Origin of the sequence: Dyella lutea (assembly GCF_024158035.1) — a bacterium.
Taxonomy (GTDB): Bacteria; Pseudomonadota; Gammaproteobacteria; order Xanthomonadales; family Rhodanobacteraceae; genus Dyella_A; species Dyella_A lutea.
Genome location: NZ_JAMZEK010000006.1, coordinates 1 through 15,794 on the forward strand (window position 1 = coordinate 1; position 15,794 = coordinate 15,794).

A 15,794-nucleotide genomic window follows, 5' to 3' on the forward strand; every position below is an offset into this window, starting at 1 on the left:
AGGCGCAAAGCCTCGGGAGCCCGTCGGCGTCACCTCGTCCCCTCCGATGATCAGTCGGGGATTCTCGTCCGTTGCCGGACCAGAATCGAGACATAAGGAGCCCGCTCGCGGGCGATGCTTCTGGCCCTGAATGTTGATCAGAGCGAAAAGGCATCGCCCGCGAACGGGCTCCTACAACAGCGGGCTTCAGCCTGGATGGGACGGGCCCTTCAACTCGACCATGTTGCCCTCGGGATCGAAACAGTAGATCGACGGCCCCTCGCCACGGGCGCCGTAGCGCGGGCCGATGCTGCCCAGCCGCACGTTGTGGGCCTGCAGGTGCGCCAGGATCGCCGCCTCGTCGTAATCCTCCACGCGCAGGCAGAAGTGGTCCATGTTGTGGCCTTGCGCAGCGGGCGCCGCGCCGCCTTGGCGGCCGATCCGCCCGTCCACGCTTACCAGGTCGATCAACGAGGCGCCGGCGCGCAGCTGCACCAGGCCGATGGCGTCCTGCCGTCGCTCCTCGCGGCATCCGAGCACCTCGCAGTAGAAACGCTGCATCGTCGCCATGTCCGCCACGCGCAGCACCACGTGGTCGATCTCGCCGATACGGATCATCGCCCGCCTCCAGGCTCGGCTCCGGAAACCGGTAGCTTAACCGGCACCGTCCACCCCGGGCGCCGATGCGGCGGCCGGACCGGCGGCCCGCTGACCGCCGCCCGGCCGGCCTGTATAATCGCCGCGGTAAACGTACGGTGGGAGAAGCGGCAGGCCGTCCATAGCCACGTCGCTGCCGAAGGCGCAACGCCCGTAATCGCTCAGGCCCCGTAACCACCGCGCGCAAACACTCTGGAGAGACCGGTTGAATCCGGCGCCGAAGGGGCACCAGGCAGCAGTCCATCGCCGCCTCCAAACTCTCAGGCAAAAGGACAGAGGGGCGCCCCGCGTGCGGCACGGCACGCTAGTCTTCGGATGCCCCAGACATGAGCCAGTCCTCCTCCCCCTCGTTGCGCGAGCTCGAGCACCACGGTGCGTTCATCGAGCGCCACATCGGCCCGAACGACGCCGAGATCGCCCACATGCTCGCCGCCATCGGCCAGCCCTCGCTGGAAGCGATGACCGACGCGATCGTGCCCGGCTCGATCAAGTCGCCCGACCCGCTGGCGCTGCCGGCGCCGCTGACCGAAGTGGAAGCGCTGGCGAAGATCCGCGCCGTCGCCTCGAAGAACCGCGTGTTCAGGAGCTTCATAGGCCAGGGCTACTACGGCACCCATACACCGAACGTCATCCTGCGCAACGTGCTGGAGAACCCGGCCTGGTACACCGCCTATACGCCGTACCAGGCGGAGATCTCGCAGGGTCGCATGGAAGCGCTGATCAACTTCCAGACGATGTGTGCCGACCTCACCGGCATGGACATCGCCAACGCCTCGCTGCTGGACGAAGGCACCGCCGCCGCCGAGGCGATGACCCTGGCCAAGCGCTCGGGCAAGAGCAAGTCGAACACCTTCTTCGTGTCCAGGGGCGTGCACCCGCAGACGCTGGAAGTGCTGCGCACCCGCGCCGAGGCGATGGGCCTTCAGATCCTCGTCGGCAACGACGCCGACGCCGCCACTGCAGATACCTTCGGCGTGCTGCTGCAGTACCCGGACACCTTCGGCCAGGCACACGACTACGCCGCCCTGGTCGAGGTCGTGCACGCGCGCGGCGCGCTGGTGGCGGTGGCCACCGACCTGCTCGCGCTGACCCTGCTGAAGGCGCCGGGCGAATGGGGTGCGGACATCGTCATCGGCAACAGCCAGCGCTTCGGCGTGCCGTTCGGCTTCGGCGGTCCGCACGCCGCGTTCATGGCCTGCCGCGACGCCTACAAGCGATCGATGCCGGGCCGCCTGATCGGCGTCTCGGTCGATGCCGAGGGCAACAAGGCCTATCGCCTTACCCTGCAGACCCGCGAGCAGCACATCCGCCGTGAGAAGGCGACCTCGAACATCTGCACCGCGCAGGTGCTGCTGGCGGTGATGGCGGCGATGTACGCCGTCTACCACGGCCCGGAAGGCCTCAAGCGCATCGCCCGCCGGACCCACCGCCTGGCGGTGATCCTGACCGTCGCACTGCGCCGCGCCGGCGTGACCGTGGCCGACGGCTTCTTCGACACGCTGTACATCACCGGCGTCGACGCCGATGCCGTGCACGCCCGCGCTGCCGAGAAGCAGATCAACCTGCGCGCCATCCACGGCACCAGCGTCGGCATCAGCCTGGACGAGACCACCACCCGCGCCGACGTGATCGCGCTGGCCGGCCTGTTCGGTGCCGAGATCGACGACATCGACGCGCTCGACGCCGAAGTCCACGACGCGCTGCCGCGTTCGCTCGTGCGCCAGAGCAAGTTCCTCACCCATCCGGTGTTCAACACCCACCACAGCGAGACCGAGCTGCTGCGCTACCTGCGCGGCCTGGCCGACAAGGATCTGGCGCTGGACCGCAGCATGATCCCGCTGGGCTCGTGCACGATGAAGCTCAACGCCACCGCCGAGATGATCCCGGTGACCTGGCCGGAGTTCGGCAACATCCATCCGCTGGCCCCGGCCGAGCAGGTCGCCGGCTACAAGGAGCTGATCGACGGGCTGGAGGCGATGCTGGTGGAGTGCACCGGCTACGACGCGGTCAGCCTGCAGCCGAACTCCGGTGCCCAGGGCGAGTACGCGGGCCTGCTGGCGATTCGCGCCTACCACCGCTCGCGCGGCGAAGGGCATCGCGACATCTGCCTGATCCCCGAGTCCGCCCACGGCACCAACCCGGCCAGCGCGCAGATGTGCGGCATGCAGGTGGTGGTCACCGCCTGCGACGCCAACGGCAACGTGGATGTGGCCGACCTGCGCGCCAAGGCCGAGAAGTACTCCGACCGCCTCGCCGCGCTGATGGTCACCTACCCGTCCACGCACGGCGTGTTCGAGGAAGAGATCGTGCAGATCTGCGAGATCATCCACGCGCACGGCGGCCAGGTGTACACCGACGGCGCCAACATGAACGCGCTGGTCGGCGTGGCCAAGCCCGGCAAGTGGGGCTCGGACGTCAGCCACCTCAACCTGCACAAGACCTTCTGCATCCCCCACGGCGGCGGCGGCCCGGGCGTCGGCCCGTGCGCGGTGAAGTCGCACCTGGCGCCGTTCCTGCCCAAGACCTTCGGTGGCGAAGGCGATGTGGGCATGGTCTCGGCCGCCAGCTTCGGTTCGGCCAGCATCCTGCCGATCAGCTGGATGTACATCGCCATGATGGGCGCCGAAGGCCTGCGCCGCGCCACCCAGCTGGCCCTGCTCAACGCCAACTACGTGGCCAAGCGCCTGGCGCCGCACTACAAGACGCTGTACACCGGCCGCAACGGCCTGGTGGCGCACGAGTGCATCCTGGATCTGCGCCCGCTCAAGGACGCCACCGGCATCGGCGCCGAGGACGTGGCCAAGCGCCTGATCGACTTCGGCTTCCACGCACCCACGCTGAGCTTTCCGGTGGCCGGCACGCTGATGGTCGAGCCCACCGAGAGCGAGAGCCAGTACGAGCTGGACCGCTTCATCGACGCGATGATCCAGATCCGCGAGGAGATCCGCGCGGTCGAGGACGGCCGTCTGGACCGCGAGGACAACCCGCTCAAGCACGCCCCGCACACCGCCGCGATGGTGTCCGGCAGCGAGTGGACCCACGCCTACCCGCGCGAGCTGGCCGCGTTCCCGCTGCCCAGCCTCAGGCTGCAGAAGTACTGGTCGCCGGTGGCCCGCGTGGACAACGTCTACGGCGACAAGAACATCATGTGCTCGTGCATCCCGGTCGACGCCTTCAAGGGCGAGATCGAGGCGTTCAGCGAACCGAACGTGATGTAAACCGTCGCGCTCCCGCGCGATGCGAAAGACCCGGCTTCGGCCGGGTTTTTCGTTTCGACGACCCGTTCACCGCACTCAGGCCGACGATCGCACCGCCTTGATGTCCTGCGCGGCCGCCCAGTCCAGCACGTCCTCCCGGCGCAGCGCGGTGGCCATCAGGTCGGGGAACTGGTCGGGCGTGCAGGCGAACACCGGCGCGCCCAGCGCGGCAAAGGCCTCGGCCATGCGCGGGTCGTAGGCGGCGCGGCCGTCGTCGCTGAGTGCGAGCAGCACGATCAGGTTCACGCCCTGGCGCACCAGGTGCGCGGCGCGCGCCAGCAGCGCCTTGGCATCGCCGCCCTCGTACAGGTCGGTGATCAGCACCATGTGGGTCTTCTGCGGCCGTTCGATCAGCCCCTCGCAATAGGCCACGGCCTGGTGGATGTCGGTGCCGCCGCCGAGCTGCACGCCGAACAGCACCTGCACCGGATCGGCCAGTTCGTCGGTGAGATCGACGATGGCCGTGTCGAAGCACACCAGCCGCGTGCGGATCACCGGCACCGAGGCCATCACCGCGGCGAATATCGAGGCGTACACCACCGAGGTGGCCATCGAGCCGGACTGGTCGACGCAGAGGATCACGTCGTCCAGGTCGACCAGCCGCTTCTGGTGCCGCATGAAGCCGACCAGCCGCTCCGGGATCACCGTGCCGAGTTCGGGCTGGTAGTTGCCCAGGTTGGCGCGCAGGGTGCGCGGCCAGTCGATGTCGGCGGCGCGCGGCCGGTTCGTGCGGCGCGCCCGATGCACGGCGCCGCGCAGGGTTTCGCTGGTGCGCCGCTGCAGGCGCTCGAGCAGGGCGTCGACCACCTTGCCGATCACCTGGCGCGCGGTGTCCAGCGTCTTCTCCGGCATCAGCGAGCGCAGGCTGATCAGGTCGGCGACCAGGTGCACGTCGGCCTCCACCGCGGCCAGGAACTCCGGCTGCAGCAGCATCTGTTTCAGGCCGAGGCGTTCGAAGGCGTCCTTCTGGATCACCTGCACCACGGCGGCGGGAAAGAATTCGCGGATGTCGCCCAGCCAGCGCGACACGCGCGGCGCCGAGCGCGACAGCGAGCCCTTGCCCTTGTCCGGATCGCCGCCGTGCGGCACGTCGTAGAGGGCCGACAACGCCTGGTTGAGGCGCTGGTCCTCGGGCGAGAGCACACCGTCCTCGTCCATGCCGAGCACCAGCCGCCAGCGCCGCTGCTGTTCCGCCGCGTCGTTGTTCATCCGTTCCATGCCCCCTCCCCGCGCAGCAGCGCCAGCAGGCGCTGCTCGTGTGCCAGCCATGCCGCATCGGGCGCGCGCAGCCCCGGACCAGACCCAGCGTGGTCGCCCGAAGGACGCACCGCGCGGTCCAGCAGGTGGCGCCGTTCGCTGCGGTCCAGCGAGGAGAACACCCGACGCAGCAGCGGCAGCTGTTCCTGGAACACCTCGCCATCCAGCGTGGCCAGCCACGCATCGACGACGGCCAGCAGCCCCGCATCGTGCAGCAGGCGCTGCACTGCCTGCTCGAAGAAGCCCTCGAAGAACTGCGCCGCCTCGACCGTCGGCACGCCCGGTGAAAGCATCCGCTGCATGCGTGCCTGCAGTTCGTCTGACGCCAGCCGCCCGGCGTCGTAGAGCAGGCGGCAGGCCAGTCCGCAGGCGCGCCGGCTGGCGTGGCGGTCCGCCGACAGGTAGGCCACCGCTTGCCACCACGAGGCGATCGCGTCGGCATCGAAGTCGCCCAGCGGCAGGCAGTCGTGCACGCCGGCCAGCAGGCCGCAGAAGCGCGCGGACTGCTCGGCATCCAGTCCGTGTGCGGCATACGGCAGGGCCAGCGCCGCCTGCACCAGCATCCGCTCGGCCAGTCCGGCCAGCTGGTCGAGGGCGATCTCGCGGGCAGTGCCGTAGCGGGCAAGCGAGACCAGCTCGGGCAGCGCCGCCATCAGTTCGCCGCACTCCTGCGCGTGACCGGCGCGCTCAGCCACGGCCGCCAAGCCGGCCTCCACCGCCACCGGCAGGTCCGCTTCCAGGCAGCGGCGGGTCAAGGCGGTGAGCCCGGACAGCGCGTTCTGCTCGCGCATCCGCGCGACGCTGCGTCCGGCGGCGGCCTGTTCGATGGTCGGTCCGTAGACCATGTGTTCGACCAGTCGCACGGCGTACTCCGGCTCCCAGGCCAGGGTCCAGCGCTCGCGGAAGGTGCCGCGACTGCTGCCGGCATCCAGCAGCCGTCCCCACGGCACGTCCAGAAGCAGCAGGCGATGCAGCAGCACCGAGCGCGCCGCACCGCCGTCGCTGCGCAGGTCGAGCGAGAGCTCGCGCTCCAGCGCCTCCGGCTTCAGGCGCAGGGACTTCTGCTGGCGCTGCAGGTCTTCCAGCAGCGGCAGCAGCTGCGTGTCCGGGGGGATTTCGCCGACCTCGTTGCCGAGCAGCAGGGCGACCTCGTGCTGGCGCCAGCGCAACGCCTCGCCCTCACACAGGCTGGCGATCGCGGCGTCGCGCATGTCCTCGTAGCCGGCGGCCGGACGTTCGCGCACCCGCGCCAGCGCGTGGGCGAGCCGGGTCGACTCGATCACTGCCGCGGTGGAGCACGGTGCGCCGCCTTCGCGCAGCGTACGCGCCACTTCCACCATCCAGCGCGACAGCGCCTCGCCACCGGCGCCGTGACGCCACAGGTGGCGATACCAGCGCGGCGCCGCGACGCCGGCACCGTAGCCGGAACCGCTGGCCAGGCGCGGATAGGTCCACGGCACCCAGGTCAGCCGCGTCTTGCATTTCGCCAGTCCCGCCAGCAGCGCGCGATCGTCGCCGGCCTTGTGCCGCGCCTTCAGCGCCGGCACGTGCCAGGCGCCGCAGACCACTGCCAACGGACCGGCGGCGGTCCGCGCCGCTGCGGCGATCTGCAGGCGCATGTGCGCTTCGCGCCGCGCCTCCAGCGGTTCCAGCTCCAGCTGCTGCTCGCGCAGCGTCGCCATGACCCCGGCCACCGCCTCGAACACCTGGGCCGGCTCGCCCGCCGCCGCGCCGGATTCGATCCAGTCGTGCCACCACGACTCGCCGTCCTCGTAGCCGGCCGCACGGGCCAGCACGCCGATCGGGTCGCGCTGCAGTTCGTCCGCCGAGGCCTCCGTCGGCGACGGTTCGGCCGACTCGGCCGCAACGGCATCGCCCTCGCCTTCCGCGCCGGCATCGACGCCCGGTGCATCGGCGTCCGGGACTTCCGGCGCGTTCGACGCCGGTGCCTCCGGCACCGCCGCCTGCAGCCGCAGCGTCGACGGCAGGTCGATGAAGCGCACCGGCACGCCCGCGCGCACCGCCCAGCACACCGCCACGTATTCGGGCGAGAACTCGGCGAACGGATAGAACGAAGCCGTGCCGGGCCGATCCACCACGTAGGCGAGCAGCGCCACTGGCGGCTTCATCGCCGGATCGGCCAGCGCGGGCAACAGGTCGCTGGCGTCGGCCGGCCCCTCGATCAGCACCTCGGCGGGCACCAGCGCCTCGAGCGCGGCCAGCAGCCGCCGGGCCGAACCCGGGCCGTGGTGGCGAATGCCGAAGTAGTGGATGTCCGCGGCCATGCGGCCTACAGCAGTTCGAGCAGCGCGTGGTAGTAGGCGCCGTAGTCGGCGCGCTTCTTCAGCACCGTCTCCAGGTATTCCTCCAGCACCACGCGGTCCTGCACCGGATCCTTGACGATGGCGCCGAGCAGGTTGGCGCCCAGGTCCTCGGCCGACAGCGTGCCGTTGCCGAAGAAGTGACACTGGCTCAGCCCACCGACCATCACCGCGATCGCCTCGGCGGTGGACAGGTTGCCGGTCGGCGTCTTCAGTGTGACCTTGCCGTCCTGGGTCTGGCCGTCGCGAAGCTCGCGGAACATCGCCACCACGCGGGCGATCTCCTCCGCGGCATTCTTCGGCAGCGGCAGCTGCAGGCCCTGGCCCATGTCGGCCACGCGCTGCTGCACGATCGCCACTTCCTCGTCGAGCGCATCCGGCAGCGGCAGCACCACCACGTTGAAGCGCCGCTTGAGCGCCGCGGACAGCTCGTTGACGCCCTTGTCGCGGTTGTTCGCCGTGGCGATCACGTTGAAGCCGCTGCGGGCGTGGACGATCTCGTCCAGCTCGGGAATCGGCATCATCCGCTCGGACAGCACGGTGATCAGGGTGTCCTGCACTTCCGAGCCCATGCGGGTCAGCTCTTCGATGCGGCACAGCGTGCCGGCCTCCATCGCACGGAACACCGGCGTCGGCACCAGCGCCTCGCGCGAGGGACCCTTGGCCAGCAGCTGGGCGTAGTTCCAGCCGTAGCGCACCTGGTTCTCGTCGGTGCCGGCGGTGCCCTGCACCACGCGGCTGGAGTCGCCGCAGATCGCCGCCGCCAGGTGTTCGGACACCCACGACTTGGCCGTGCCCGGCACGCCGAGCAGCAGCAGCGCGCGATCGGTGGCGAGCGTGGCCACGGCGGTCTCCATCAGCCGCCGCTTGCCGACGTACTTGGGGGTGATCACCGTGCCGTCCGGCGCCGTGCCCCCCATCAGGTAGGTCACTACGCGCTGCGGCGAAAGCTGCCAGTTGGCCGGCCGCGGCCGGTCGTCGTCGGCGCGCAGGGCGGCCAGTTCGTGCGCATAGCGCTGTTCGGCGTTGAGCCGTTGCATGTCGCTCATGGTCAGGATTCCTGGGCTGGAGGAGCGTCGGCGAGATCGACGTTCAGATGCAGTGGATCGAGTGCGGGGTCGGCCGGATGCAGGCCGGCCCGGGTGAGCTGGGCCAGTGCCTCGCCGGCGGTGCCGGCGGGGAGCAGGCTGGCGATGGCGGCGATCTCCTCGGCCAGCCAGCCCGGGCGTGCCGCACCCGGCTCGGCGGCCAGTGCGCGCAGGGTGTCGGTGAGCCGCCGCCACGGCGCGCTGCCGGCCAGCTCTCCGAACGGCAGCACCTCGAACGGGGCCGGGATGATCGCCAGCAGGCTGCCGAAGCTGGCGATGCGTGCCGACTCGCGCAGGCCCCGCCGTGCCAGCGCCACGCGCTCGGCTTCGGTCAGCCGCTCCAGCAGCGAGGCGCCGAACGGGACCGGCTGTTCGCCCGCCGGACCGAACAGCAGGCGCTCCAGCACGTGTCGCACCACCTCGACCGGCGCCGTCTGAGCAGCGCATTCGACCAGCACTGCGTCATTCTGGGGCTCGTCCAGGGTCAGCGCATTGGCCAGCCCCAGCGGTGTGAGTCCCAGCACGTCGGCCAGCTCGTTCCAGCCGACCGACTGCAGCCGCAACAGGCGCGCGGCACGCTGCGGCTGGGTCTTCAGCGCCGCCCAGCCGACCTGTGCCCTGCGCCGGATCAGGCCGCTGCTGCCGACGACGAAATCGGCCTTCAACTCGTCGCGCACTGCAGCCTCCAGCGGCTCGCGCCGACCGAGCCGACGACGCAACTGGGACGCACGCAGGCGCACCTTCTCCGAGCGGTCGCCGGAGAGGCCCTCCAACAGCAGCAGGTCGGCCTCGGACAATGCCGGCACCAGCGCATCGAGCATCTGCAGGCGCTGCTCGGCCGGCAGTGTCGCCAGCCGCGTTGTCAGGAGCTCGGCCGCAAGTGCCGGATCGGTGGCACGCAGTCGCGCGACCAGCCGGCAGCGCTCCGACGGCGTCACCTCGTCCCAACTGGTGGCATCCAGCGTTTCGTGCGGCACCTGCTGGCGCCGCCAGGCCCGCCACTCGTCGTAGAGCGGCGGCAGCGACACGTCGCCCGCCTCGGGCAGCCAGTCGTACGGATGCGCCTGCCAGCCGCGCGAGGCCAGCAGGCGCAGCAGGGCCGGCCAGGTCACCGCCGACAGCGCCCTCACGCATCGGCGGAAGCGCAGGCGCTGCGCCTCCGGTACCAGCGCCAGCCGCGGCGACGGCAGCGCTGCCGCCGCGCGTGCATCGGCCGGCAGGACGTGCTCGCCGAGGAACTGCCGGCACTGGCTGGCCAGTGCGAGCAAGTGACTGGCATCCAGCGTTGAGCCATCGCGCCATGCCGCCGGCAGCGTGTCGACGGGCACCTCGTCGCGTGCCCCAACCAGCCAGCGGGCATACAGGCGATCGAGTTGCGGACCCAGTACCTCAGTCATCCGGATACCCCTTGCCCAGCGCCGTCTCGACCTGGATCAGCCGTGCCCATAGCCCATCCCAGACGGCCACTGCCGAGCGAAGCGGCAGCGCCTGCCAGAGCATCGCGTTGGCCAGCGGCGCCAGGCGCAATGCCCCACCCTCGTCGCCGCGCCACCACAGCTGGCCCTGGCCGTCCTCGAGTACGCGCCCCGGCCCCAGATGCAGCGGCGTGTGGGACGCCCACGGCAGACGTGCAAGATGCTCGCGATGCGTCTGCAGCGGGTCGGCCGCCGGCTCGAAGCCAACTGCAGCGATGCCAGCCGTCTCCTCCGCAGGCTCCTCGCCCTGCGTCGCGATCACCGCGCGCAGCGGATGGCGCGACGGATAGAACGCCAGCTCCGCCTGCAACCGTTGCCCCGGCGCCAGCGCGGCGCCACGACGCCCGGCCGAGGCCGGGAAGAAATCCAGCAGCAGGGCGAAACGCGGGGTCGCGCTGCACCGGTCGAGCAGCCAGGTCGACTGGCTGACCATGCCGTCGCGCCGCGTCTGCACCGCATGCCCCATGACCTCCCAGAGGCTGCCTGCGCGCGTGGCTGTCGAAGCGAGTACCTCCTCGCGGGTCGACGCCTGGATCACCGCGGCACGCGCATCCGGATCGTCGGGCGCAGCGCGCCACGCCTGCGCCAACAGCACCCACTGGCCCAGCTCCAGCATGGCGGCCTCGCCGCGCAGTTCGCGCGGCAACGCCAGCACGCGGGCAGGCCATTCGTCCACGCGCGAGGCCAGCGCCGCCGCCTTGCTGTCGACCAGGCGGGCGGCGATGCGCCGGCAGCGCGCGACGACGTCGTCCAGCAGACCCGCCACGCCCGTGCGCAACTGGTCGGCGATCCACTGCTGCAGCTCGCCCAACCCCTCGCCTACCGCGACATGCGTCTGCGCCTGGCGTTTCGCCGCGGCGGCTTCGCGCTTGCGCGCCTGCGCCTCGGCCTCCTGCGGATCGGCCGGTTCGGTGGCCTGCGCCACGGCGATGTCCTTGCCGGCCACGCCGGGCGCCGCATCGCCGGACGCACCGGCGCGGCGACGCCGACCCAGCCATTCCTGCACCCAATCCGGCACTTCCGCCTGGCCGAAGCGCTCGGCCGATTCGGCGTACTGCCACATCAGCGCGAGCGAGTGCTTGCACGGAAACTTGCGTGAGGGACAGGTGCACTTGTAGCCGTGGTCGGCGACGTCGGCGATGACCCGGTATGGATGCGCGCCCGAGCCCTGGCACTCGCCCCAGATCACCGGAAGCCCTGCCGCACGCGCCACGCGTAGCCAATGCTTCGGTTGCAGCAGCTTGCCGGCAGCCACCAGCGACCCCTGGTCCGGCGCCAGCGCCTGCACGACATCGAGCGAGAGGGTCATCCGTGCATCACGCGACACTGCCGACTGCGGCGCACCCGTTCCATGGAAAACTCGACCCGCATGGCGACGTCCCAGCCCCTGATGACCCGCCGGAGCTTAGGGAGGCTGCCGTCGCCTTGGCAAGATGGGCCGGCTCAGGCGTGCTGCACCATCAGCGCACGGCAGTGCCGCTGGAACTCCTCCGGCGGCAACGGGCGGGAGAAGTGATAGCCCTGCAGCTGGTCGCAGCCGAGGGTGCGCAGCACGCTGGCCTGCAGCTGGGTTTCCACGCCTTCGGCGACCACCTCGATGGCCAGCGTGTGCGCCAGGTCGATGATCGCCGCGATGATCGCGCGCGCTTCCGGCCCGCCCTCGTCCAGCGCCTGCACGAAGAAGCGGTCGATCTTCAGTTGGCGCACCTGGAACTTCTGCAGGTAGGCCAGGCTGGAGTAGCCGGTGCCGAAGTCGTCGATGGCGAACTCGAAACCGCGCTCGCGGAAATCGCGCAGCATCAACCGGGTGCGCTCGGCGTTCTCCATCGCGATGCTTTCGGTCACCTCGAACAGGATCAGCGCCGGAGCGACCCCGGCCTCCGCCGCGATCCGCGCAGCCGTGTCCACAAACCCCGGCTGGTTCAACTGCAGCGGCGAGAGATTGATCGCGATACGCAGCGGTGCCATCCCCTGGCTGCGCCAGGCGCCGATCTGCCGGCAAGCCTCGCGGATCACCCATTCGCCGATGCGACCGATCTGGCCGCTGCGCTCGGCCACCGCGATGAACTCCATCGGCGGCACCTCGCCCAGTTCCGGATGGGTCCAGCGCGCCAGCGCCTCGGCACCGACGATCGCCCCCGTGGCGCTGTCGTGCTTGGACTGGTAGTGCAGTGACAGGCTGCCGTCCTCGATCGCCGCATGCAGCCCGCGCTGGATCGCCAGCGCCCGCTCGGCACGCCGGCGCATGCTGGTGTCGTAGATGCTGTAGCCGTTGCGGCCGGCCTGCTTGGCCGCGCTCATCGCCACGTCTGCGTGCGCGATCAGCGCCTCGGCGGTATCGCCGTCCTGCGGAAAGTGGGCGACGCCGATACTCGGCGTGGCGCAAAGCGTGATCCCACCGACCACCAGCGGCAGCTGCATGGCATCGAGCAGTCGCTCGACGATGCGATGGGCCGAATCCTGCGAGCGCATGCGCTCGAGCACGGCGACGAACTCGTCGCCGCCGACGCGACCCACGCTCTCGTACCGCAGGTGGGTGGCCAGCCGCTCGGCCACCGCGCACAGCACCTGATCGCCCGCGGTCTGGCCGAGCGACTCGTTGATGTGCTTGAAGCCGTCCAGGTCGATGTACAGCACGGCGACGTAACCGCGGCCGTCGCGGGCGCCGTCCAGCGCGCGCTCCAGCCGATCGACGAGGCTTGCGCGGTTTGGCAGGCCCGTCAGTGCATCGTGGGTCGAGAGATAGCGCAGGCGGTCGTGCAGGTCGTCCAGCGAACCGGCCAGGCTGCGGGTGCGCTGGTACAGCCGGGTCACCCATTCGGACAGACCGATGGCCGAGCCCATCGACACCAGCGCGATCACGCCGATCATCGAGCCGACCCAGACCACCGCCGCCGCATCGCCGGCATTGCCGGCGGGAAAGCGCTCGCCCGACATGCGCATCGCCAGGTGCAACGTGGCGCCGAGGATCAGCGCATTGCCGAAGGCGACCGGGATACGTCGCCGCAGGCTGCGGTTGTGCCTGGCCCGGAACGCGTGCAGCAATCTCAGCACCGCAGCGCCGATCACCGCGACCACCACGCACCAGAGCCACAGATGCTGCCCTGCCCCCACCCGCACCGCCGGCAGGTGCAGCGAGGCGATCATCAGCAGGTGCATCGGCAGCACGCAGCCGGCCAGCAGGATGCCGCCCGCGACCGTACGGGCGCGCGTGAGCGTGGCGACGTCGGTCATCGCCAGCACGACATAAGCAGCCAGCAAGGCCAGCAGCCCCGAGGCGATGCACAGCAGCGGATCGAGCCCGTCGCGCAGCTGCGGGACGCGGGCCAGGGTGCCGACAAAGTGCTGCGACCACAGCCCGATGCCGATCATCCACACGCCGACCACGTACCACGCGGTGCGCTGCCAGCGCTCGCGCGAGGCGGCCAGCCGGGGCATCACGTCCAGGGCCTGGTAGGTGGTGGTCGCTCCGACAAGAGGGGCCAGCAACGCCAGGGCGAGATGGAAACTGCCGTTCATTAAGCGCCGGAGGGGGCCATTCGGGGAACCAGAAGCATAACGGCAACACGGCCCCGCACTTGACCCCGCATGCGCGCGGCCGTTCCTGCTTCGCGCCCCCGGATCCGGGGTCCGTCGCTCCCAGGCCGGGTTCCGTCGCCTCCGGCCCGACCGGCGGCAGCCAAGCGACTAAGCTCTGTCGCGAATCCCGCTGCCGGCAAACCGTCCATGTTCAAGAGCCTGTCCTTCGTCCTGCGCATCGCCCTGGCCTGGTCGGCGGCATTCCTGGTGGGCAGCATGTTCTGGAGCGCCACGCCTGGCTATCACGACGGCAACCTGCTGTTCCTGATCTACCTGATTACCCTCGCCTTCGTGGTCACCGGGGCGTTCTCGCACCTGGGCCGGGTGCGGCTGATTGCCGGGGAAGTCGACTCCAGCGCGCTGGCCAACCGGCAGCGCCGGCAGATCGAGATCCCGTTCGAGGCCGGCGAGGCGTTCGACCTGGTCGACGCCGCGATCCGCGAACTGCCGCGCATCGAGGAAGTGGAAAGCGCCCGCGACAGCCTGCAGGTGCGCGCCAAGATCCGCCGCCCGCAGACCTACGGTCGCCATGCCATCGGCCGGCTCAACCCGGCCAACTGGCTGGGCAGCCTGCGCAACCAGATCACCGCCACGGTAACGCCGTCCAACGGCTCGGGCAGCGTCACCCTGATCTGCGAGCCCGAAGCGGCCGCCTGGAGCGACTGGTTCCGCGTCGACGACGGCACCAACCTGGAAAATGCCGAGGCGGTCACCCGCGCGATCGCCCGCCGCGTGGCCGAGCGCCGCCAGCAGGAGCAGCGCGCCGCGGCGCAGACCGCCACCGAGAAGGAACTCACCGTCGCCCGGCTCAACCTGCTGCATGCCCAGGTGGAACCGCATTTCCTCTACAACACGCTGGCGAGCGCGCAGCTGCTCACCCGCAGCGAACCGGCGCAGGCCGACCGCATGCTCGGGCACCTGATCCAGTACCTGCGCCACTCGCTGCCCAGCGCTGACGAATCGCTGTCCACCCTCGGTGACGAGCTGGAGCGCACCCGCGCCTACCTGGAGATCATCCGCATCCGCATGGGTGCGCGGCTGGCGATGGAAGTGGACGTGCCCGACGCGCTTCGCGCCATCTCGATGCCGCCGATGATGCTGCAGACCCTGGTGGAAAACGCCATCAAGCACGGCCTGGAGCCCAAGCCCGGCGGCGGCACCGTGTGGATCTTCGCCCGTCGCGACGAGGACCGCGTGATGGTCACCGTCGCCGACAACGGCCAGGGCTTCGGCGTGGCCACCGGCGGCACCGGCATCGGCCTGAAGAACGTGCGCGAGCGGCTGCGCCTGATCTACGGCGAGCGTGCCTCGCTGTCGGTGGTCGCCAACGTGCCCGACGGCGTCGCCGCCACCATCGCCGTGCCGGCGGTCACCGAGACACCGAACGACAAGACCCGGGGAATGCCATGACCCGCGCCGTCGTCGCCGAAGACGAAGCCCTGCTGCGCAGCGAGCTGGTGCGCCTGTTGCACCAGGTGTGGCCGGACCTGACCGTCGTGGCCGAATGCGAGGACGGCGCCAGCGCGCTGGAAGCCATCGCCACGCATCAGCCCGAAGTCGCCTTCCTCGACATCCGCATGCCCGGCCTGACCGGCATGGACGTCGCCACCGCAGCCGCCACCTGCAGCCCCGGCACGCAGGTCGTGTTCACTACCGCGTACCACCAGTACGCGATCGACGCGTTCGAGCGCGGCGCCATCGACTACCTGCTCAAGCCGGTGACGCCAGAGCGCCTCGCCGCCACCGTGCAACGCATCCAGTCGCGGCTGGCCAGCGGCCAGCTGCCAGCCAGTATCAGCCAGCTGCTGCGTGATCTCGCCCAGGGCGCAGCCACCACACCGAGGGCTCCGCCATTGACCTGGATCACCGCCAGCACCGGCCGCGAGACGCGGCTCATCATGGTCGACGACGTCGCCTATTTCCGTGCCGACCACAAGTACACCGTCGCCATGACCACCGAGGGCGAAGCGCTGTTGCGCACCTCGCTGCGCGAACTGCTAGAAGTGCTCGACACCCAGGCGTTCAAGCAGATCCACCGCTCCACCATCGTCAACCTCAAGGCGATCGCCTCGATCGTGCGCGACGACACCGGCCGCGGCACCGTGCGGCTGAAGCAGCGACCGGAAACGCTCACCGTCAGCGCGCCGTTCATGACGCTTTTCAAGACCATGTAGACGCAAG

At 70.4% G+C, this 15,794-nt stretch carries 10 protein-coding genes and 1 riboswitch; of the genes, 3 read left to right on the top strand and 7 right to left on the bottom strand.

All coding sequences use genetic code 11. The features are described from left to right. Positions 1-186: 186 nt before the first annotated feature. A complete protein-coding gene (locus NC595_RS19900; protein WP_253569127.1) occupies positions 187-597 on the bottom strand; it encodes a VOC family protein in 411 nt (136 codons plus the stop codon). Positions 598-818: 221 nt separating this feature from the next. Then, positions 819-922: riboswitch (glycine riboswitch) on the top strand. Positions 923-962: 40 nt separating this feature from the next. On the opposite strand from NC595_RS19900, the gene gcvP reads away from it, so the two are divergent. After that, positions 963-3,854: an aminomethyl-transferring glycine dehydrogenase gene (gene gcvP, locus NC595_RS19905; RefSeq protein WP_253569128.1), complete on the top strand. Its 2,892-nt coding sequence runs from the start codon at positions 963-965 to the stop codon at positions 3,852-3,854. Positions 3,855-3,929: 75 nt separating this feature from the next. Here the strand turns inward: gcvP and NC595_RS19910 are convergent, their stop codons facing one another. The 6 genes from NC595_RS19910 to NC595_RS19935 form a co-directional block, all read right to left on the bottom strand. Then, complete coding sequence (locus NC595_RS19910; RefSeq protein ID WP_253569129.1) at positions 3,930-5,111, bottom strand: VWA domain-containing protein; 1,182 nt, start codon at positions 5,109-5,111, stop codon at positions 3,930-3,932. Further along, a complete protein-coding gene (locus NC595_RS19915; RefSeq protein ID WP_253569130.1) occupies positions 5,099-7,435 on the bottom strand; it encodes a DUF5682 family protein in 2,337 nt (778 codons plus the stop codon). Before NC595_RS19915 ends, NC595_RS19910 begins: the two co-directional genes overlap by 13 nt. 5 nt (positions 7,436-7,440) lie before the next feature. Then, positions 7,441-8,520: an ATP-binding protein gene (locus NC595_RS19920; RefSeq protein WP_253569131.1), complete on the bottom strand. Its 1,080-nt coding sequence runs from the start codon at positions 8,518-8,520 to the stop codon at positions 7,441-7,443. A gap of 2 nt (positions 8,521-8,522) precedes the next feature. Then, the gene (locus NC595_RS19925; protein WP_253569132.1) at positions 8,523-9,956 is read right to left on the bottom strand and encodes a DUF5691 domain-containing protein; all 1,434 of its coding nucleotides are present in this window, start codon (positions 9,954-9,956) and stop codon (positions 8,523-8,525) included. Further along, the gene (locus NC595_RS19930) at positions 9,949-11,343 is read right to left on the bottom strand and encodes an SWIM zinc finger family protein (RefSeq protein ID WP_253569133.1); all 1,395 of its coding nucleotides are present in this window, start codon (positions 11,341-11,343) and stop codon (positions 9,949-9,951) included. The genes NC595_RS19925 and NC595_RS19930 overlap by 8 nt, the downstream gene beginning before the upstream one ends. A 134-nt stretch (positions 11,344-11,477) precedes the next feature. Next, entirely contained in the window at positions 11,478-13,553 is a 2,076-nt protein-coding gene (locus NC595_RS19935) for a putative bifunctional diguanylate cyclase/phosphodiesterase (RefSeq protein ID WP_253569134.1), read from the bottom strand. A gap of 207 nt (positions 13,554-13,760) precedes the next feature. On the opposite strand from NC595_RS19935, the gene NC595_RS19940 reads away from it, so the two are divergent. Both NC595_RS19940 and NC595_RS19945 read left to right on the top strand, forming a co-directional pair. Next, entirely contained in the window at positions 13,761-15,023 is a 1,263-nt protein-coding gene (locus NC595_RS19940; protein WP_253569135.1) for a sensor histidine kinase, read from the top strand. Then, positions 15,020-15,787 carry a LytR/AlgR family response regulator transcription factor gene (locus NC595_RS19945; RefSeq protein WP_253569136.1) on the top strand — a complete coding sequence of 256 codons (768 nt, stop codon included), beginning with the start codon at positions 15,020-15,022 and terminating at the stop codon, positions 15,785-15,787. The genes NC595_RS19940 and NC595_RS19945 overlap by 4 nt, the downstream gene beginning before the upstream one ends. The last annotated feature ends 7 nt before the right edge of the window (positions 15,788-15,794 follow it).